The 19,537-nt window shown below is 60.9% G+C and carries 17 protein-coding genes; 9 read left to right on the top strand and 8 right to left on the bottom strand.

Annotated features, from left to right (window positions below; translation table 11 throughout):
• Position 1: 1 nt before the first annotated feature.
• Positions 2-781 carry an SDR family NAD(P)-dependent oxidoreductase gene (locus WB650_RS02785; RefSeq protein WP_423959343.1) on the bottom strand — a complete coding sequence of 260 codons (780 nt, stop codon included), beginning with the start codon at positions 779-781 and terminating at the stop codon, positions 2-4.
• A gap of 106 nt (positions 782-887) precedes the next feature.
• On the opposite strand from WB650_RS02785, the gene WB650_RS02780 reads away from it, so the two are divergent.
• The 3 genes from WB650_RS02780 to WB650_RS02770 all read left to right on the top strand — a co-directional run bounded on the left by WB650_RS02780 (position 888) and on the right by WB650_RS02770 (position 3,015).
• Positions 888-1,679, top strand: a complete 792-nt coding sequence (locus WB650_RS02780; RefSeq protein WP_422303861.1) for an enoyl-CoA hydratase/isomerase — start codon at positions 888-890, stop codon at positions 1,677-1,679.
• A 1-nt stretch (position 1,680) separates the two neighbouring features.
• Positions 1,681-2,709, top strand: a complete 1,029-nt coding sequence (locus WB650_RS02775; protein ID WP_422303860.1) for an amidohydrolase family protein — start codon at positions 1,681-1,683, stop codon at positions 2,707-2,709.
• 114 nt (positions 2,710-2,823) lie between these two features.
• On the top strand, positions 2,824-3,015 hold the full coding sequence (locus WB650_RS02770; protein ID WP_422303859.1) for a hypothetical protein: 192 nt from the start codon (positions 2,824-2,826) through the stop codon (positions 3,013-3,015).
• A gap of 22 nt (positions 3,016-3,037) precedes the next feature.
• Here WB650_RS02770 and WB650_RS02765 read toward each other — a convergent pair whose 3' ends face one another.
• Positions 3,038-3,511: a FecR family protein gene (locus tag WB650_RS02765; protein ID WP_422303858.1), complete on the bottom strand. Its 474-nt coding sequence runs from the start codon at positions 3,509-3,511 to the stop codon at positions 3,038-3,040.
• A 188-nt stretch (positions 3,512-3,699) separates the two neighbouring features.
• Positions 3,700-4,671, bottom strand: coding sequence for an aldo/keto reductase (locus tag WB650_RS02760; protein WP_422303857.1), 972 nt, complete (start codon positions 4,669-4,671; stop codon positions 3,700-3,702).
• A 178-nt stretch (positions 4,672-4,849) separates the two neighbouring features.
• On the opposite strand from WB650_RS02760, the gene WB650_RS02755 reads away from it, so the two are divergent.
• Entirely contained in the window at positions 4,850-6,913 is a 2,064-nt protein-coding gene (locus WB650_RS02755) for a pyrrolo-quinoline quinone (protein WP_422303856.1), read from the top strand.
• Here the strand turns inward: WB650_RS02755 and WB650_RS02750 are convergent.
• On the bottom strand, positions 6,902-7,639 hold the full coding sequence (locus WB650_RS02750) for an alpha/beta hydrolase (protein WP_422303855.1): 738 nt from the start codon (positions 7,637-7,639) through the stop codon (positions 6,902-6,904). The genes WB650_RS02755 and WB650_RS02750 overlap by 12 nt on opposite strands.
• A gap of 21 nt (positions 7,640-7,660) precedes the next feature.
• Here WB650_RS02750 and WB650_RS02745 point away from each other — a divergent pair, with 21 nt between their 5' ends.
• From WB650_RS02745 to WB650_RS02730, 4 genes are all read left to right on the top strand, one after another.
• Positions 7,661-7,855 carry a hypothetical protein gene (locus WB650_RS02745; RefSeq protein WP_423959340.1) on the top strand — a complete coding sequence of 65 codons (195 nt, stop codon included), beginning with the start codon at positions 7,661-7,663 and terminating at the stop codon, positions 7,853-7,855.
• A gap of 16 nt (positions 7,856-7,871) precedes the next feature.
• Positions 7,872-12,458, top strand: coding sequence for a hypothetical protein (locus tag WB650_RS02740; protein ID WP_423959338.1), 4,587 nt, complete (start codon positions 7,872-7,874; stop codon positions 12,456-12,458).
• Between the two features lie 160 nt (positions 12,459-12,618).
• Positions 12,619-13,224 (top strand): glutathione S-transferase family protein, encoded by a 606-nt coding sequence (locus tag WB650_RS02735; RefSeq protein WP_422303853.1) that lies wholly within the window; start codon positions 12,619-12,621, stop codon positions 13,222-13,224.
• A 17-nt stretch (positions 13,225-13,241) separates the two neighbouring features.
• Entirely contained in the window at positions 13,242-14,393 is a 1,152-nt protein-coding gene (locus tag WB650_RS02730; RefSeq protein WP_422303852.1) for a CaiB/BaiF CoA transferase family protein, read from the top strand.
• A 6-nt stretch (positions 14,394-14,399) separates the two neighbouring features.
• Here the strand turns inward: WB650_RS02730 and WB650_RS02725 are convergent, their stop codons facing one another.
• Positions 14,400-15,803 carry an LLM class flavin-dependent oxidoreductase gene (locus WB650_RS02725; RefSeq protein WP_422303851.1) on the bottom strand — a complete coding sequence of 468 codons (1,404 nt, stop codon included), beginning with the start codon at positions 15,801-15,803 and terminating at the stop codon, positions 14,400-14,402.
• A 123-nt stretch (positions 15,804-15,926) separates the two neighbouring features.
• On the opposite strand from WB650_RS02725, the gene WB650_RS02720 reads away from it, so the two are divergent.
• Positions 15,927-16,856: an extracellular catalytic domain type 1 short-chain-length polyhydroxyalkanoate depolymerase gene (locus WB650_RS02720; protein ID WP_422303850.1), complete on the top strand. Its 930-nt coding sequence runs from the start codon at positions 15,927-15,929 to the stop codon at positions 16,854-16,856.
• A 12-nt stretch (positions 16,857-16,868) separates the two neighbouring features.
• On the opposite strand, the gene WB650_RS02715 is transcribed toward WB650_RS02720, so the two are convergent.
• Genes WB650_RS02715 through WB650_RS02705 form a run of 3 tightly spaced genes read right to left on the bottom strand, consistent with a single transcriptional unit; the run spans position 16,869 to position 19,452 of the window.
• Complete coding sequence (locus WB650_RS02715; protein WP_422303849.1) at positions 16,869-17,777, bottom strand: HpcH/HpaI aldolase/citrate lyase family protein; 909 nt, start codon at positions 17,775-17,777, stop codon at positions 16,869-16,871.
• The gene (locus WB650_RS02710; RefSeq protein WP_423959335.1) at positions 17,774-18,970 is read right to left on the bottom strand and encodes a CaiB/BaiF CoA transferase family protein; all 1,197 of its coding nucleotides are present in this window, start codon (positions 18,968-18,970) and stop codon (positions 17,774-17,776) included. Before WB650_RS02710 ends, WB650_RS02715 begins: the two co-directional genes overlap by 4 nt.
• A complete protein-coding gene (locus WB650_RS02705) occupies positions 18,967-19,452 on the bottom strand; it encodes a MaoC family dehydratase (protein WP_423959333.1) in 486 nt (161 codons plus the stop codon). Before WB650_RS02705 ends, WB650_RS02710 begins: the two co-directional genes overlap by 4 nt.
• Between the last annotated feature and the right edge of the window lie 85 nt (positions 19,453-19,537).

Raw genomic sequence — 19,537 nt, 5'->3', positions numbered from 1 at the left:
GTTATGCGTTGCGGATCATCAGACCGCCGTCAACCGGAATGATCGCGCCGGTGATGTACGAAGCGGCCGGAAGGCAAAGGCTGAACGTCATATGAGCGACTTCTTCCGGGAAGCCATATCGCTTCAGCGCGGTGCGACGCTTGGCGAAAATCGTCTTGTGCTCCTCCGGAATCGCGTCGGTCAGCGCTGTGCGAATCGGTCCAGGGCAGATGCAGTTTACTGTGATTCCCTCCGGCCCGAGATCGACCGCCAACGCGCGCGTGAGTCCTATCACTCCGGTCTTGGCCACCGCGTAGGGACTGTCGCCGGGAGTCGCGCCGAGGCCTTCGGTCGATGCGATGTTGACGATGCGCGCCGCGTCGGATTTGCGCAGATGCACCAGCGCAGCGCGGACCATCCGCTGTTGCGCGGTCAGCAAGCCAGCGATGGTGCGGTCCCAGATGAGGTCGTAATCGTCGTTGCCGAGCGGAGAGAAGCCGCCGAAGCCGGCGTTGTTGATCAGGATGTCGAGTCGGCCGAAGTGCGCGGCGACCTCCCCGACGACGCGCTTGATCTCGGCGTGGTCGGACACGTCGAGCCGCCATCCGCGCGCGGTCCCGCCTGCTTTGGCAATCTCCTCGACGACTCGTCCGACTCCCGCTTCATTGATATCGGTGACTGCGACCAGCGCGCCCTCCTGTGCAAACAGATGAGCGGTCGCACGACCCATCCCGCTGGCGGCGCCGGTGACGATCACCGCACGACCCTTCACCGATCGATCGAGTTTTTTCACTGGCTCCATTTCAACTCTCCATCTCGAATCAACACGTTCCGATTGTCGAGCTATCACACCCGATGTTAGTTGGGATAGTGAAGCATAGGGACTCAAACACCCAGCGGAGAGAACCATGGAATTCGAACGCGTGAAACTCGACATCGACGGCCCGGTCGGAATCGTAACCCTCAACCATCCTGAAGTCATGAACGCCGTCTCAGCCGAGATGCTCGGCGGGCTGATGAAGGCGCTTGACCAGATCGAGGATCCGAAAAACGGCGTGCGATGCATGCTGATGACGGGTGCGGGGCGCGGCTTCTGCGCCGGCGCAAACTTGCAGCCGAGCGGCGGCGGTCCAAGCGGATCGCGCGACGCCGGCTCGGTGCTCGAGACTCAATACCATCCGTTTCTACGACGCCTCCGCGAGCTTCCGATTCCATTCGTCACGGCGGTGAACGGTGCGGCGGCTGGCGTCGGAATGAGCTTTGCGCTGATGGGCGACCTGGTGCTGTGCGGCCGCTCAGCCTATTTCCTGCAAGCCTTTCGGCGCATCGGTTTGATTCCCGACGGCGGCTCGACCTGGATTCTGCCACGATTGATCGGAAAGGCGCGCGCGATGGAACTCTCGCTGCTCGGCGAGAAGCTGCCCGCCGAGAAAGCGCTCGAATGGGGCCTCATCAATCGAGTCTTCGATGATGCGGATCTGATTGGCAAGGGGAAGGAGTTTGCGCGCGACCTCGCGAGCGGCCCGACCATCGCGCTCGGCCTGATTCGGCGGCTCTATTGGGAGAGCACCGACAACACATACGAAGAGCAGCTGAATCTCGAGCGTCAGATGCAGCGCAAGGCCGGCAATTCGGCAGACTTCGGCGAAGGCGTGCGCGCGTTCCTCGAGAAACGTCCCGCGAAGTTCAAAGGTGAATGATATGGCGAACACCGAACAGGAACGCGAAGCATGGCTGGCGAAAGTAAGTGAGGCTCCTCTCGAGCCCGACCTGCCGATCGTCGATCCGCATCATCACCTGTGGGACCATCCGGGCAGTCGCTATATGCTCGACGAGATTTTGCGCGACACCAACACCGGGCATCGCGTGCTCGCGACGGTCTTTGTCGAATGCATGTCTATGTATCGCGCGGAGGGCCCGGAATCGATGCGCCCGGTGGGCGAGACCGAGTTCGTCAACGGCATCGCGGCGCAAAGCGCCAGCGGACAGTACGGCGATACTCGAGTCGCGGCGGGAATCGTCAGCTTCGCGGACTTGACGCTGGGAGGCGCAGTCGTACCTGTGCTCGAGGCGCATATCGCGGCGGCTCCCGCACGCTTCCGTGGAATCCGACACGCAGGCGGTTTCGACGCGAGTTCCGACGTGCGGAATTCGCACACCAACCCGCCGGCCGACCTATATGATTCGACGAAGTTTCGCGAAGGCTTTGCCAGGTTGAGCGAGTTGGGTCTCAGTTTCGAGGCGTGGCAGTACCATCCTCAAATGCCGATGGTGACCGCGCTCGCGAAAGCATTCCCGGATACGAAGATCATCCTTAATCATTTTGGCGGACCGCTGGGAATCGGACCCTACGAAGGCCGGCGCGCGGAAATCTTCGCCGAATGGAAGAAGAACATCGCGGAGCTCGCGCGATGCCCCAACGTGGTGGTCAAACTCGGGGGAATCAACATGCCGGTGAACGGTTTCGGCTGGCATCGCAAGCCGTCACCGCCGACCTCGGATGAGCTCGCATCGGCGACGCGCGACTACTACCTGCATACGATCGATAAGTTCGGGCCGCGACGATGCATGTTCGAGAGCAACTTCCCGGTGGACCGCGTTTCATGCTTATACGCCGTGCTGTGGAACACGTTCAAGAAGATCGCGGCGGGTTTCACAAAGGACGAAAAGGCGCAGCTATTCCATCGCACAGCCGCCGAGGTTTATCGCCTGAAATTGGCGAATTCTTGATTTGAGGCCCGAGAACCCGAAAAACGACGGTTCCTTACGATTGAACAATTCGTGACGCCGATTGTCACGCCTTGCTTGTGACGGCACAGGCCTAGCAAACGAGGGAGATGACCAATGGCGACGACATTCATCCGCTACCGCACGACCGGAATTCGTTCCGTCGGTCTAATCGATCACGCGAAGGATTCGGAAATACCGGGATGGGAAGTCGCGCTGAACCGCCTGACCGGCGAACTGGTCACCGCGTTTTTCATCGCGATGGCGGTCATGTGGGTCGTGACCATGGTCGCCGGCATCTTTGCGTAGCCGCTTGGCTAGTCATCCCGCTTCAGTGCGGGCCCTCGTAACTTATTTTGAAATCGGTTCCGCGCACCGCTCCGACCGCGTTGGGCGTATGAACCTCGAAGGTCGTCGAGCTGCCGCGCATCGCGCCGTTGATCACTGCATGAAGCTCGCCGCCCAGCAGACCAACCTGTCTCGGCGCACCGACGCCATTGACTAGCATACTGTCGTCGATTGTGAGGATCCCATTCTCCCCCAGGTGCAGTGAGCTATTGTCGATCAGCCCGATCATAACCGAACTGCCCGCCTGCGTGGTGATCCGGTCGTGGAGCTGAATCGGCATTTGTTTGGCCGCCGCCAGATTCGAACCGCCGCGCAGGACGTTCGCGGTGCCGCTGACCTCGGTGATCGTGCCGACCGTGTCCTGTGCGTAGGCTGCGGGTTCTGCCACCATCAGCGCCGTCGCTAGTGCAAGAAGCGCTGCGAGGCCCACAAAAGTTGATCGGCTTTGCTTCTGCATGGGTTCAAGTCCTCTTCGGTCCCCGGTCCTCGATCGGCTCCTCTCCAACATACCTTATTGGTCACGTTAGATGCTAGTGATGAGTAATAACGTTAAATGTTGCTTAAATATGTCCGTAGTTGCCTTAGGAGTGGCTAAAATACCTCAAAGTTGAGTGATAGACGTAGGTGTCGGTCCGAGTCGGCAACTCAGACGTTGACGGTGCTCATGTCGTGATAGCGTCCTCCGGCGGCGAAGCCCTTGGGCGCGACTTCCTCGATGCGCGCGAGATCGCTCTTCGAGAGTTGAATCTTAGCCGCGGCTACGTTCTCCTCGAGATAAGTACGGCGCTTGGTGCCGGGGATCGGGACCATGTCGCGGCCCTGCGCGAGCACCCATGCGAGCGCGAGCTGACTCGGCGTGATTCCCTTCTCGCGCGCGATTTCCTGCAGCCGATCGACGACCTTCTGATTCCGCTGCATGTTGTCGTCGTCGAAACGCGGCGAGACTTTGCGCCGCATGTCGTCGGCCGGCAAGTCGCGAAGCTTGCCACTGAGGAAGCCGCGGCCGAGTGGGCTGAACGGCACGAATCCAATGCCGAGCTCGCGCAGCGTCGGAATCACCTCGTCTTCATAGTCGCGCGTCCAGATCGAGTATTCCGACTGCAGCGCGCTTATCGGATGGGTCGCGTGGGCGCGGCGAATCGTTTTTGCGCCGGCCTCCGACAAGCCGAGGTACCGGACTTTTCCCTGGCGCACCAGCTCGGCCATCGCGCCCACAGTCTCTTCGATCGGCACGTTCTTGTCGACGCGATGCTGGTAGTAGAGATCGATGTAATCGACGCCGAGGCGCTTCAACGACGCGTCGCACGCTGAGCGCACATATTCAGGACGGCCGTTAATCGAGCGCTTGCCGTCGGACGCGACCTGGTTGCCGAACTTGGTCGCGATGAACACGCGGTCGCGATATTTCTTGAGCGCCTTGCCGACCAGCTCTTCGTTATGCCCGACTCCGTAAACATCTGCGGTGTCGAAAAAGTTTATCCCGAGCTCGACTGCGCGCTCGATGGTTGCGACGGACTCCTTGTCGTCGCGCGGGCCATAGAACTGCGACATCCCCATGCATCCGAGGCCCAGCTCCGACACTTCGAGACCCTGCCTGCCAAGTTTTCGCTTTTCCATAATTGATGTCCTCGTCTTCATATTGAATAGCCGAATCGACGCGCCGATCGAAAGCGCTATTTTCGGCGCTATCAGTAACGCGGGCGGCGGACGAATCCGTTAATTGCTTTCGCGATAAAATTCGAGTCGCCGCCACCGATACTGCTACAGTTTTCGTGACTGGCTGTCGGGAGGATTCGTGACAAGCATTGGGGGTGGATTACGGTTCGCGTTCCCATTTGCTGCGCACGCGGCGACCGCGTCGTTGGTTGCCGCTCTCGTTATTTTGTTCGCGGCGGGCGCGCATGCCCAAGTCGGCGTCGGCGATGCTACGGTGAGCGAGCTCGCGGTATCGAAGAGCAGCCTGTCGTTCAGCAGAATCGATCTATCGAGCAACACTCTAACCCAGACAAAGTCCTTCACCATCACGGACCGCGGCGGTCTTGCGCTTTCAGTGACCGTCGCGCCGCCAACCGGGAGCCCGTTTTTCACGATAACTTCCGGGCAGGGGACGACCCTGATTCAGCCGCACGCGGTAGAGACCATCAAGGTAGGGTTCGCGCCCACTACCAAGGGAAGTTTCTCCGCGAGCATCGCAATCAGCAGCAACGCGACCTCGGGCGCATCGTCGGCAAAGGTCAAACTCTCAGGATCGGCCAAGGGATCGTTGGGCCCGACTCCAACGGTTAGCCCATCGGCTGCTGCGACACCGACGGCCAGCGCAACCGCACCTGCCACCCCGACGGCCACTGCAACGGCGACATCCGCGGTCCCGACTGACGTGCTGACCTATCACAATGACATCGAGCGGACCGGGCAAAATCTCACAGAGCAGACGCTGACCCCCAGCAACGTCAAGACTTCGTTTGGCCAGCTGTTCCAGGATTCGGTTGACGGATTGGTCGACGCGCAGCCGCTCATCAAGACGCAGGTCGCTATCCCGGGCAAGGGGACACATAACGTGCTCTATGTCGTCACCGAGAATGACTCTGTTTACGCCTTCGACGCCGACGCCAGCGGCCCCCCGCTTTGGCAAGTCTCAGTGCTCGGGACCGGAGAAGCTGCCTCGGATAATCGAGCATGCAGTCAGGTAACGCCGGAAATAGGTATCACATCTACGCCTGTGATCGATCCGAGCGCGGGCCCAAACGGCACCATTTACCTGGTCGCGATGTCCAAGAATACGACGTCGGGCGCCTACTTCCAGCGTATCCACGCGCTCGATATCACTACCGGTGCCGAAGAATTCAGCGGACCGGTCACGGTCTCAGCGACATTTGCTCCGGGCCCCGCTTTCGATCCGAAGCAGTACAAGGAGCGGGCGGGTTTGCTTCTGCTCAATGGCCAGTTGATCACGGCCTGGGCGTCGCATTGCGATATCCAGCCCTACAACGGCTGGATCATGGCTTACAACCAGAACACGTTGGCACAGACTTCGGTTATCGATGTCACTCCTAAGGGCAGCGAAGGCGCGATCTGGCAGTCTGGCGGAGGAATCGCGGCCGACAGCCTCGGCTTCATCTACGTTCTGGACGGGAACGGGACTTGGGATACAACTGTCAAAGCCAACGGCTTCCCCACCAAGGGAGACTTTGGAAACGGCTTCCTGAAACTGTCCAACTCGAGCGGATTGCAAGTCTCCGATTTCTTCGAGCCTTTCAACACGGTCCCTGAGTCGGCCGGCGACACGGACTTAGGCTCAGGCGGAGCGATGGTATTGCCCGACATGACCGACTCGACCAACACGACCAGGCATCTTGCGGTCGGCGCGGGCAAGGATGGCACCATCTACCTCGTCGATCGCGACAACATGGGCAAGTGGAACTCCGCCAATAACAACAACGCTTACCAAACTCTCGCCGGCGCATTGGACAATGGCGAATGGTCGGCGCCGGCGTACTTCAACTTCACTCTTTACTATGGCGGAGTCAGCGAACCGCTGCAGGCGTTCGCGTTTTCGCAGGCCAGGCTCGGCGCGATGCCAACGTCAGTTAGCAGCGAAACCTACGGCTACCCGGGATCGACGCCGAGCATTTCGGCCAACGGCTCGAGCAATGCAATGGTGTGGGCTGTGCAGAATGAAGGATCTCTGGGAGTCTTGCGCGCCTACGACGCGACCAATCTCGCCACCGAATTGTACAATAGCGGCATAGCGCCCGGCGACAATTTTAGCGACAACAAGTTCGTCACGCCGACGATCGCGAATGGCAAAGTTTACGTCGGCACCCCTAGCAGCGTGGCAGTGTTCGGATTAAAGCCCTGACGCTTGCGGCCCGTATGCGTTGCCCGGGTTGTCAGCGAAAAAGCGAAGCATCAGCGCTTGCAGCTCGGGGCCGTACGGGCCGAACAGAATCGCGGTGCCATGCGCGCGCCCGGGGTAAACTTGCATCGACTTCGGCGCTACCGCCAGGCGATACAGGATTTCAGGCTGCCCTGCGACCAGCGGATCGTCGGCCGAAGTTACGAAGAGTATCGGCGCGCGAACGTGAGGGATTGAATCGGTGACCACCAGTCCGCCGAAGCTGGTCGGGGTGGAAATGCAGATGATTCCCGCCACGTCCTCTCGTGCAGCAACCAGGATCGCGGCCTCGGCACCGAGACTCGCGCCTGCTATGAAGATTCGCGATACGCGCGGGCGCATGAACTGGTAGGCCGCGAGCAGATCGGTGCCGGCGAACTCCGTGCCCGATCTTCCCTCCGATTCCTTAAATCCGCGGAAGTCGAAGGTCAGCGCCTGGTAGCCGTGCCCCGCGAGCACCTGCGCGAAGTCGGTCCAGTCGGACTGATCGGCGGGATACATGTGCGCTAGGATCACGCCGGTCGATCCTGTCCCATACAGATGCCCACGAAGCAGCACGCCGTCGGAGGTGGTGAACGATACGTGCTGGCCGCCGAGGTCGCGCGGCTTTCGCGTCGGATTCGGCGCAAAGCATCCCGCGGCGAATGCGACAAGCGCAGTTATCGCGAGTAGGCGACTTCTAACGCTCAACAGATGACGATTTTTTAACTTATGTATCAAAAATTTACTCTTAGTGCGCTGGTAATAAACTTTACTCTTCTGTATCGTGGCGCAATTCTCACTCCGGAGTACTTCCCGAATGTTGGGGAAACCACACTTTTTATCGAAGTGGTTGCGATTACCTTCGCTTCTATTTGTTTTCCTTATCAGCACACTACTGGTGACTTCATTACCAGCTTCGACTGACATTAGTGCGGATCGAGTGCTGGGGCAGGCTGTCTTTACGCTCAATACCGCAAATTTCGTCGATGGCGCCGGATTCAACTTCAGCGATGGCAGCATCGGGAATATCACGGAAGCTGACGGTGTCGCGGTCGATACGAGTTCGACGCCTAATCACCTATATATCGCCGACAGTCTTAATAGCCGCGTACTGGGATGGAACAACGCCGATTCGTTTGCCAACGGGCAGCCTGCCGACCTGGTGATCGGACAACCGGACATGTTTCACAGCTACTGCAACGGCACGGGAAGTTTTACGCTGACCAGCGCTAGTGACTTGTGCGACCCCACGGGAGTCGCGGTCGATTCCAGCGGCGACCTGTACATCGCGGACTTCGAAAACAGTCGCGTCGTCGAATACAACGCCCCATACATGGCATACGCCGGACTTGGGGATACCTGCACCGCGACGACTCCGTGCCAGAACCAGTTGTCGGCTAACCTGGTATTCGGCCAGGTCGACGGCTCCGGCAATCCGGTCTTCACGACCACCAGTTGCAACGGGACTCATGGAGAGGGGGCCGTCACCTCCAACGAAGAGCTGTGCTCTCCGGAGGGAGTCAGCGTTGATCCGACGACGCACGATCTCTACGTGGCCGACTCACTCAACAATCGCGTAGTGGTGTATCTGGATCCTCTGGCAGGTGGCGGGATGCAGGGCACATCGGGCCATCCGGGCGATACAACGGCGGACTATGTGTTCGGGCAGGATGGCAACTTCACGACGACGTCCTGCAATGTCGGCGGCAGCGCTTCAGCGACCAACCTCTGCACGCTGCAGGATTTCGGCACCAGCGGCGGCGGTGTGGGTGTCGATGCTGAGGGCAACGTGTATATCGCGGACGCCGGCAACAACCGCGTGCTGCAATTCAACGCGCCGTTCACCGCAGGCGTGACTCCAGTCAACACTTCGTTTTCGGCTAACGGCGTCTTTGGTCAAACCACCTTCACGAGCAACACAGTTCCAGGCTCTCCGACTGCCAAAACGCTGGCCGTGCCGGTCGATGTCAAGCTCGATACCAGCGGCAACCTCTACATCGTCGACGTAGAAAACAGCCGAGTGCTCGAGTTCAACACGCCGGCGGCTTCGAGCATCGATCCAGCGGCCAACGCAGTCGTCGGAATGTCAAACTTCACGAGCAATTCCTGTGGTGCAACCTCGGCGAAGTGCATGAGCGAGGCCACCGGAGTCGGGATCGATTCGTCAGGCAACGTGTTCGCCGCCGACCTGGGAAACAATCGAGTGCTCAAGTTTAGCGCTCCTCTCGCGGCGACCGGTGACTCCGCCTCGGCCGTGCTCGGTCAAGCGGTATTCGACACTTCCACTTACAACCTGGTCGACGGCAAGGGATTCAACCTGCCGTGGCAGGTCACGGTCGATCAACATTCAACCCCGAACCACATCTACGTTGCCGATGGCACCGGCAATGAACTCTCCCAGAATCGCGTGCTCGCGTGGTACGACGCGAAAACTTTCACGAACGGACAACCCGCAGACCTGGTATTCGGACAGCCCGATTTTTATCACACCGCGAGTAACAACGGCGTCAACGGCCCGGGGGTTCCCGGTCCCGACACTCTCGAAATTCCGGCCGGGATGACGGTCGATACCTCGAGCAACTTGTATATCGTCGATAGCGGCAACAACCGCGTGCTCGAATACGACAATCCATTTCAGGGATTCGTGCCCGGTACCGGACCGAGACTCACTCCGCCCGGCACACCGTCAGGCTCGGCGGGCGACACTATCGCCGACGTCGTGTTCGGCACCTGCGGCAGCTTCACCGAGAACGACTGCTCCGGGACAGACTACGCCGATATGCTCAGTGGTCCCGAGGCGGTCGCATTCGATCCGAAAAACGGTGCTCTTTACGTGTCATTGAGCGATCCGGAGGCGGTGTTCGAATACAACTCGCCGCTGACGAGTCAAACCGCAAACCAGGTATTCGGCACCTGCGGCGGCGGCTTTCAATCGAATAGCTGCAGCACTACCAGCGACGCGACCTTGAATGCACCGACCGGCCTCGCCGTAGATGCGATGGGCAACCTGTATGTGGCAGACGCCGGATCAGGCGGCACTATCACGCGACTCCTGATGTATCTCGATCCGCTCGGCTCCTCGATGGGATGCACCCCGGCCGGCGACGGCTCCGGATGTCCCGGCGACACTATTGCTGACAAGGCCTTCGGCACCTGCACCGCTTCGCCCGGCAGCTTCACCGCCAATAATTGCTCCGGCACGGGGCCCACCGCACAGAGCCTCGACTATGGGCTCGGCGGATTCAACAACGTAGCGGTCGACGCGAACGAAAATCTTTACGCGATGGATCCGGTCAACAGCCGCGCCATCGTTTTCCCCAATGCAGGATCGCTCTCGGGCAGTCTTACTGCGATTGCGGTTTTCGGACAGGGCGGAAGTTTCATGGGCGACAGTCCTGATTACGACGGGATCATGGCCGACAGTCTGGGCGCGCCTGTCCCGTTCGGCGGTATCCGGGTGCCCGTCGGAATCGCGGTGGACGGTTCGTGCAATGCCTATATCGCCGACACCGGCAACAACCGCGTGCTAGGGTATGACCAACCGGTGGCTCCATGCTCGATGGGTCCGACCCCGACTCCGACCGCGACATCAACGGCAGCAACCCCGACCCCGACCGCTACGGCAACAGCGACGGCGACCTCCACTGCCACCACTACCGCGACGGCAACCAGGACTGCGACGCCCACGGCAACATCGACTGCGACGTCAACTGCGACGGCCACCTCAACTGCGACAGCGACTAAAACCGCGACCTCGACTGCGACGGTGACAGCCACCGCATCGCCGACGGCAACGGCGACGGCAACGGTCACCGCAACGCCAACTGCAACAGCGACTTCGACAGCTACGCCGACCGCCACTGCGACTTCAACTAAAACCGCGACGGCGACTGCGACTGCCACGTCGACCGCGACCTCAACCGCCACCGCGACTCTGACTGCAACTCCAACCGCCACTGCAACAGTGACTACAACGCCGACGGGCACTGCGACCGCAACTCAGACCGCAACTGCCACAGCGACGGCGACGGTCACCGCAACCCCAACGGCGACGGCCACCGTAACTGCAACGCCAACCGCGACTGCAACTTCAACTAAAACGGCGACCGCAACGGCCACGTCGACCGCGACCTCAACAGCGACTCAAACAGCAACCCCGACGGCAACTGCCACGAAAACTGCCACTGCAACCGCAACAGCCACTTCCACCGCGACACCAACGGCCACGACCACTGTGACTGCGACGCCGACCGCCACATCGACCGCGACCTCAACTGCCACCGCGACTCTGACTGCAACGTCAACCGCGACTGCAACTTCAACTAAAACCGCGACGGCGACGGCAACGGCCACGTCGACCGCGACCTCAACAGCGACTCAGACAGCAACCCCAACCGCCACCGCAACGGCTACCGCAACCCCGACGGCAACTGCCACGAAAACTGCCACTGCAACCGCAACAGCCACTTCCACCGCGACACCAACGGCCACGACCACCGTGACTGCGACGCCGACCGCCTCGTCGACCGCGACGGCAACGCCAACCACCACGGCTACCGCGACTCCGACAGCGACCGCCACTGCGACGCCAACATCGACTACAACCTCAACGCCAACGGCCACCGCGACGGCGACCTCCTCCCCGACGGCCACGGCGACCGCGACTCGAAGTGTGACGTCCACACCGACGGCAACATCGACTCAGACTGCGACATCAACTGCAACGCCGACTGCCACCGTCACCTCGACGGCGACGCGAACCGCAACTGCGACTGCGACGGCAACATCGACGCCGACTACAACATCGACGCCGACGGCCACCGCAACTTCAACGGCGACTCGGACTGCAACTGCAACTTCAACGACTACCTCAACTCCGACTGCCACGCCGACAACGACGGCAACCTCGACTCAGACTGCGACGGCTACGGCAACGCCGACCGCCACTGCGACAGCGACTCGAACCGCAACCGCAACGGCCACAGTCACCTCGACACCGACCGCCAGTGCAACGGCAACATCCACTCGGACCGTAACGGCAACGGCAACACCAACCGCCACTACGACTCGAACCGCGACCGCGACAGCGTCCTCCACTGCCAGTCCGACCGCGACATCCACTCGGACCGCAACTGTAACCGCGACGCCTACTGCCTCTGCGACAGCGACTCGGACCGCGACGGCGACCCCGACTCCTGCGGGTCAGATCGCGGTGTCGCCGCATACATTGCACTTCGATGCGGCTCCGGGCGCGACCGCGACCGCGAGCATCACCATCAGGGACAACGGGTCCGGCGCTTTGCAGGTCAATGTCGGCGCGCCGCAGCATGACCCACCGTTCTCAATCCTAAGCAACGGCGGAGCGACCACGATTCCGCCCCACTCGAGCGAGATCGTGATCGTCCAATACGCGCCGACCACAAAAGGAACGACCAACGATCAGATTTCGATCACGAGCGATGATCCGAAGCAGAAGAAGCCGATCATCGTGAGGCTGAAGGGCAAGTCAAAAGCGCCCAAGCATTGAGCTGCGCCCTTTCCTAACTGAGTCGGACGGACGATCGTCCGTTGTCCCGTCGCGCGTGAGCGCCCGCCTTCCTCCCAAGATCATGCGCAGGGGTGATTCCTGCCGCTTGTCAGGATCCCGATCGGTGGTAGTAAGATGCGAGCATCGGAGGGACTGAAAAATGGCAAAACTACACGGAACTTCACGGTCGCGCAGCGCACGGTCCTTGTGGGCTCTTGAAGAGCTCGGGGTGAACTATGAACACAATCCGATGCCGACGACTGAGGCCAAATCGGCCGCGCATCTCAAGCTCAATCCCAACGGTCACGTGCCGGTGCTCGAAGACGACGGCGTCACGGTCTGGGAATCGATGGCGATCAATCTCTACCTGGCCGACAAATACGGCAAGGGTTCGCTGTGGCCGTCCGATCCCGCGGGGCGCGCCGACGTTTACAAGTGGAGCTTCTTCGCGATGACTGAAGTCGAGCCGCACCTGATCACGCTTCTGCGCAACCGCGTGATGAAAGCGCCCGATCAGCGCGATGAGAAGGCCGCGCTGGCCGCAATCGAAGCCTTGAAGGCGCCGATGAATGCGCTCGAGGAATCGCTCAAAGGCAAGGAATATCTGCTCGGCAAGAATTTTACGATCGCGGATCTCAACGTCGCGGCGGTGATGAGCTGGATACCGATGATGAAGCTCGATTTGTCGGCGTGGCCAAACGTATCGGCATGGTTGCAGAAGTGTCTCGGCCGCGAAGCGAACAAAAAAGTCCGCGGGCTTAAGTAATCGCAGAGGTAAGAATCATGGGAGTGTTGTCAGGTTATCGCGTCATCGAGCTGGCCGGAATTGGGCCCGGACCAATGTGCGCGATGTTGCTCTCGGACATGGGCGCCGACGTGTTGCGAATCGATCGTGTGGCCGACGCTGGTTTGGGCATCGCGATGGATCAGAAATACAGCCTGCTCAATCGCGGCCGGCGTTCGGTCGCGTTCGATCTGAAAAAGCCCGAAGCAATCGAGGCCGTCCTGAAGCTGGTCGAAAAGGCTGACGCGTTGATCGAGGGCTTCCGTCCCGGCGTGACCGAGCGGCTCGGCCTCGGCCCCGACCATTGTCTCAAGCGCAACCCGCGGCTCATCTATGGACGCATGACCGGATGGGGTCAGGAAGGTCCGCTCGCGCATGCCGCCGGTCACGACATCAACTACATCGCGCTGTCGGGCGCGCTGCATAGTTTCGGTCGCAAGGGCGACGCTCCGGTTCCTCCCTTAAATCTTGTCGGCGATTTTGGCGGTGGCGCGCTCTACTTGGCTCTGGGAGTGGTCGCGGGCCTGCTCGAGGCGCAGAAGTCCGGTAAGGGCCAAGTCGTCGACGCCGCGATGGTCGACGGCGCCGCGTCATTGATGACTGCGATTTACGGCATGCACGGTTCCGGATTTTGGAATAACGAACGAGGCGACAACATCCTCGACACGGGCGCTCACTACTACGAAGTTTACGAAACCAAAGACGGCAAGTACGTTTCGATCGGATCGATCGAAGGAAAGTTCTATGCCGAGCTGCTCGAGAAGTCAGGGTTGAAGGGTCAGGAATTGCCGCATCAACAGGATCGTCAAAAGTGGCCCGCGATGAAGGAGCGGCTGAAAACGATTTTCCGCAGCAAGACGCGCGACGAATGGTGCAAGATCATGGAGGGCAGCGATATTTGCTTCGCGCCCGTGCTCAACATGGATGAAGCGCCAAAGCATCCGCACAACAAGCATCGCGGAACTTTTATCGAGGAGGGCGGCGTGACGCAGCCGGGGCCGGCGCCGAGATTCTCGCGCACGCCGAGCAAGATTCAGCGCCCGCCGGCCAAGCCCGGCGAGCATACCGAGGAAGCATTGCGCGACTGGGGCTTCGCGAACTCCGATTTGGAGACGCTGCGCAAATCCGGCGCGATCCCGAAGCCGGCGTGACGGCTTCTACTTAGCGCCCTCGCCGTTCGGTCCGCGCTGCCCGACGATTCCCTGCTGGAGGCGCTCCTGCAGATTCTGCGGCCGCGGGATGCCGATCGCTGAGTCGCCCTCGAGCTTGTCGAGCATCTCTCTGCCGCCGACCTGCTCGATGAGCCGCTTCGGGAGCGCCTCGATCAGGTAGTCCTCCGGCATCTTCGGCGCATCGTAGCGCTTGCGCTTCATCACCATCTCAATGATCGGTTCGAGCTCCTTCATCTTCTTCGCGCGAATAGCGCCGTCGCGCTCCGCGAACTCGGGCAGTACTTCTTTGCCGAACAACTCGATCGATTCCATGATGTGCTCGTGGCGGTTCTTCCCCGCCTGCATCACGAAGATCATCTGATCGACGCCGGCGTTCTCGAAGCGCCGAAAATACTCGCGCAACTGATCCGGCGTGCCGACTGCGCCGCGCAGACCCTGCTGATCGCCTTTATCGTTGTCGAGCCGGGCGCTCAGCCGGCGCTGACGCATCGCAATCGCGACGTCGGGCGAGTAACCGCGCTCGGCGCGCTTGTTGGTGAATTCCTCCCACACGTTTGAGACCCCAGGCTTGTGGTCGCCGAAGACGTAGTAGTGGCCGAGCGAGTAGCCAAAGAAGTTGCCGCCCTCGAGCCCGCGCAGGATAGCCTCGCGCTCGCTCTGATGGCACATCATCGGAGTGACGCACGAAATCTCGGGATTGATCGCGTTGCCAATCGGAACACACTTCTCGGCGAGCGTCTTGCGATAGTCGCCGACCCAATGCACCGCTTCTTCCGGGTCGATGAACGAGAATGTCAGGGCGCCGATGCCGCATTCCGCGGCCAGCAGGATCGTCTCGCGGCGTGAGCATGCGACCCACACGGGAGGATGCGGTTTCTGCACCGGCTTGGGAACCACGTTGCGCGGCGGCATCTTGACGTACTTGCCGTCGACGCCGCCGAACGGGACCTCAGTCATGCAGCGCAGCGCGGTCTCGAGTCCTTCGCGCCACATCTCGCGTTTCAGCGCAGGCGCGAGATTGAAGCCGCCGAGCTCCGCAAGCGATCCCGACTCGCCCGAGCCGAACTCGACCCGCCCTTTCGAGACCAGGTCGAGCATCGCGATTCGCTCGGCGATACGCGCGGGATGATTGTAGCCGGGCGCGGTCAGCACGATTCCGTGGCCGAGCCTCATCTTGGTGGTGCGCTGACTCGCCGCTGCGAGAAACACCTCGGGCGCGCTCGAGTGCGAGTACTCTTCCAGAAAGTGATGCTCCACTTCCCAGACGTTGGTGAAGCCGAGCTTGTCCGCCAACTCGATCTGATCGAGCGCGTCCTGGATTAGTTGCAGCTCGCTCTTTTCCTCCCACGGGCGTGGGAGTTGATGTTCATAGAAGAGTCCAAATCTCATAAAGTCCTTCGCGCGGGCCTCGATTTACGTTCAACTGGGACTAACCTAACAGATGTTAGCCGGTCGGCGAATATTCTGGCAAGTCTGGCGCAGGGAAGTCCCGCTGAACTATAGAATCCGAGCATGCGCAAATTTGCTCGAATGCTTCCGCGCGTCGCGATACTCGCTGCGATCTTTTTGGTCGCCGCTATCCTGTCGCCGCATCCGGCTGTCGCTGGCGATGCTATCTCGCACAACATCGACGTGAACGGAGTGAGCCGCACCTACCTGCTCTACGTGCCTCCGGGGCAGAACGGAAAACGGCTGCCGGCGTTCATCATGATGCACGGGGGCGGCAGCACTGGCGCCCAGCATGAGCACTACTCGAACTTCGATGCGTTCGCGCAAGCGCACGGCCTGGTCGTCATGTACCCGAACGGAATCGACAAGCATTGGAACGACGGCCGCGTGATCGGGCATGAGTCGACGTCCGACGACATCGCGTTCATGAAAGCGATGCTGGCGGAGGTCACCGCGCAAGACCTGATCGATCCCAAGCGCGTCTACGCGGCTGGAATTTCCAACGGCGGCTTCATGGCGCAACACATGGCGTGCGTGATGCCCGACGCGCTGGCCGGCATTGCGGTGGTGGCGGCGTCGCAGCCGGTCGATGGGGCGTGCCCGTCGGCGCGTCCGATGCCCGTCATTTTTTTTCACGGCACGGCAGACAAACTGGTTCCGTTCAACGGCGGACCGATCGCTCCACAATTCGGAAACCGCGGTTCCGCGATGAGCAATGCGCAGGCGGTCGCGATCTGGCAGAAGCGCAACGGATGCGGCGCGGCGCAAAAAACGCAGTTGCCCGCGAAGAGCGATCAGTTGGTGGTAACCGTCGAGACCTACTCCTGTCCGCCCGGGCGCGGGCTCGAGAACGTCATCGTGCAGGACGGCGGACACACCTGGCCGGGCGCTCATCAGGGCTGGCTGGCCACGAAGTTCCTTGGACCGGTCACCGGCAACATCAACGCCGACGACACAATGTGGAACTTCTTCCAGTCGCAAACTCCGAAGTGAGCAATCATCGGCTCAAGCGCGACCGGTGAGGCGGGCGCGCTCGAGCACGCCTTCGAAAATCCGCACTGCCACGGCGTCAACGAGCATCCCACCCGCTCCTGCAGCGCCCGCGCCGTCGCGGGTCGCGGCCTGGTAGGCCTCGGACATTTTGCGCGCATTTTCGATTTCGTGCGGCGTCGGCGCGAACACGTCATTGGCAATTTCGATCTGGCTCGGATGTATCGCCCATTTGCCGACCGCGCCGAGCGTCGCTGCCCACGTCGCCTCGCGCCGATAGCCGTCAGGATCCTTGAAGTTGCCGAACGGACCGTCTATCGCGTCGATACCGTTGGTGCGGCACGCCGTGATCATCCGCACGCGCGCATGATGCCACATGTCGCCGGGATACCGCAGCGCCGGATCGCTCGCGACGCCAAAGCGCATACCCTGGCTGGCTGAGAGATCTCCAAATCCTAAAATAAGCGCCTCGAGCCGCGGCGACGACGCGGCAATTTCCTCGACGTGCGCGAGCGCCGCACTTTCTTCGATCAGCGCCTCAAGACCAATCTTTTTCTTTAGATTGAGCTTGGTCTCAAGCTGCGTCAGCAGAGTGTCGAAGAACCAGACGTCGCGCGGCGCCTTGGGCTTCGGCACGATAATGACGTCAAGCTTGTCGCCCGCGCCCTCGACCACTTCGATCACATCGTCATGCGCCCAGTGCGTATCGGCACCGTTGACGCGCACGGCGCGAACCTTGGTGCCCCAATCGAGATTGCGGAGCGCGTCGACGGCGTTCTTGCGCGCGGCTTCCTTTTGCGCCGGCGCGACCGCATCTTCAAGATCGAGAAAAACCATGTCGGCCGCGGTCGCCATCGCCTTCTCGATCATCTTTGGACTCGAAGCCGGTGTCGAAAGTTCAGAACGTCTTAGTCGAAGCGTCATGATTGCTCCTTGCGCGCAATTGTAATTCCAGCGTCAGCCAACACCTGATCGGTATGCTCGCCGAGCCGCGGCGCGCGCGCGTAAATTCCCGACGGTGTGCCGGTCAGCTTGATCGGACATCCCGCAATGACGAGTGGCGGATTGTTGCCCGGCTGCTCGACCTCGACCAGCATCCCGCGCGCCTTCGGATGCGGATCTTCAAAAATATCTTTGGCGGTGTTGACCGGGCCAACCGGCACCTTGCCGCCGATCGCATCCACGATTTCGCGGGTGCTATGCGCCGTCGTCCATTCGGTGAGAATGCCGCGCACCAACTCGGCATTGGCGACGCGCCGATTGACGTTGCGCGTCCGATCGTCGGTCACCAGTTCGGGCCGGCCGATTGCCTCGCAAAGAATCTTCCAATGATTCTCACCAGGCGCTGCGATGGCGACGGCGCCGTCGCGCGTCGGAAAAATATCGAACGGACACAGCACCGCGGTGCCGTTGCCGGTGGGCTCTCTGACAATGCCGCTCGCGTAGTTGTAAACGATCATCTCACACAGCGCGAGAATCGCATCGTACATCGCCACGTCGAGAAATTGTCCCTGCCCGGTCCGTCGCGCCGCATGAATCGCCGACACAACTCCGAGCGCAGCGAGCGTGCCGGGATAAATGTCACCGACGCCCGGCCCAGCTTTGAAGCCGCCACTCCCATTCGGACCCGTGACCGCGACCAACCCGCCCATGCTCTGTGCGACGATGTCGAACGCGGGCCAATCCGAATAAGGACTCGCGCCGGTGCGCGGATCACCGAACCCGCGAATCGCCGCATAGATCAGCGCAGGATTAATTTCGCGGAGACGCTCGTAACCGACGCCCGCGCGATCCATCACGCCGGTCTTCGCGTTCTCGACGATCGCATCCGCGGTTTTCACCAGCTTGAACAGCGTCTCGCGGCCCGCGTCAGTCTTGAGGTCGAGCACGATGCTGCGCTTGTTGCGATTGACGCTCGCGAAGTATCCGCCGTAGTCGCAGCCGTCGCGATCCGCGGGATGCGGTCCCATGCTCCGGCTCATATCGCCCGTGGGCGGCTCGACTTTGATTACGTCGGCGCCGAGGTCGGCCAGCAGCATCGTGCAGTAAGGACCCGCCAGCGCTTGCGTCAGATCGAGCACGCGAACATCCGACAGCGGTCCCGTGCGCCCGCTCATCGATTGCCCCAATGTGAGCGGCGCTTGATCAACACAGTGCGCTCGCCTTCGAAGACGATGGTGCCATCCTGCTTGGTGCCCCAATGCTTGAAGCGCACGATGCCGGCGTCGTCGCGATCGGCGTCGCGCTTTTCGAGCACTTCGCTGTACGCATACAACGTGTCGCCGTGAAAAACCGGCGAGGTGAACCTGATACCAGTGAGGCCGAGTTCGGCGAGCGCATTTTCGCCGGTATCCTGCGTCGCCAGCCCGATGCATACCGATCCGGTCACGAGCCCGAAGACGAGGCGCTGGCCGAATTGCGTCGACCGCATGCGATGCTCGTTGTAGTGGCCATCGGCGGTGTTCAGCACTAGCTTCGTGAGCATCTGATTTTCGATCTCGCCGATGGTAGTCCCGCGCGCGTGACGTATCTTCGCGCCGACTTCGAAATCTTCGAAGTAGTTGCCGGCGCCCGTCAGCTTCGAGATCGATGTACTCACTTTCTCACCTTGGGCAGCAGGCGATCGGAGATAATCCGCAGTTGAATTTCGGAAGTGCCCTCGAAAATTTTCGTCAACCTTGCGT

The organism is Binatus sp. (SeqCode) (assembly GCF_049584895.1).
Lineage (GTDB): Bacteria > Desulfobacterota > Binatia > Binatales > Binataceae > Binatus.
This window is presented reverse-complemented; position numbering and strand designations above follow the sequence as displayed.

What these genes read in the sequence shown, in the direction of transcription:
- WB650_RS02785 (WP_423959343.1), bottom strand. Translation starts at nt 781, where the DNA reads ATGGAGCCAGTGAAAAAACTCGATCGATCGGTGAAGGGTCGTGCGGTG.
- WB650_RS02780 (WP_422303861.1), top strand. Translation starts at nt 888, where the DNA reads ATGGAATTCGAACGCGTGAAACTCGACATCGACGGCCCGGTCGGAATC.
- WB650_RS02775 (WP_422303860.1), top strand. Translation starts at nt 1,681, where the DNA reads ATGGCGAACACCGAACAGGAACGCGAAGCATGGCTGGCGAAAGTAAGT.
- WB650_RS02770 (WP_422303859.1), top strand. Translation starts at nt 2,824, where the DNA reads ATGGCGACGACATTCATCCGCTACCGCACGACCGGAATTCGTTCCGTC.
- WB650_RS02765 (WP_422303858.1), bottom strand. Translation starts at nt 3,511, where the DNA reads ATGCAGAAGCAAAGCCGATCAACTTTTGTGGGCCTCGCAGCGCTTCTT.
- WB650_RS02760 (WP_422303857.1), bottom strand. Translation starts at nt 4,671, where the DNA reads ATGGAAAAGCGAAAACTTGGCAGGCAGGGTCTCGAAGTGTCGGAGCTG.
- WB650_RS02745 (WP_423959340.1), top strand. Translation starts at nt 7,661, where the DNA reads ATGTATCAAAAATTTACTCTTAGTGCGCTGGTAATAAACTTTACTCTT.
- WB650_RS02735 (WP_422303853.1), top strand. Translation starts at nt 12,619, where the DNA reads ATGGCAAAACTACACGGAACTTCACGGTCGCGCAGCGCACGGTCCTTG.
- WB650_RS02730 (WP_422303852.1), top strand. Translation starts at nt 13,242, where the DNA reads ATGGGAGTGTTGTCAGGTTATCGCGTCATCGAGCTGGCCGGAATTGGG.
- WB650_RS02725 (WP_422303851.1), bottom strand. Translation starts at nt 15,803, where the DNA reads ATGAGATTTGGACTCTTCTATGAACATCAACTCCCACGCCCGTGGGAG.
- WB650_RS02720 (WP_422303850.1), top strand. Translation starts at nt 15,927, where the DNA reads ATGCGCAAATTTGCTCGAATGCTTCCGCGCGTCGCGATACTCGCTGCG.
- WB650_RS02715 (WP_422303849.1), bottom strand. Translation starts at nt 17,777, where the DNA reads ATGACGCTTCGACTAAGACGTTCTGAACTTTCGACACCGGCTTCGAGT.
- WB650_RS02710 (WP_423959335.1), bottom strand. Translation starts at nt 18,970, where the DNA reads ATGAGCGGGCGCACGGGACCGCTGTCGGATGTTCGCGTGCTCGATCTG.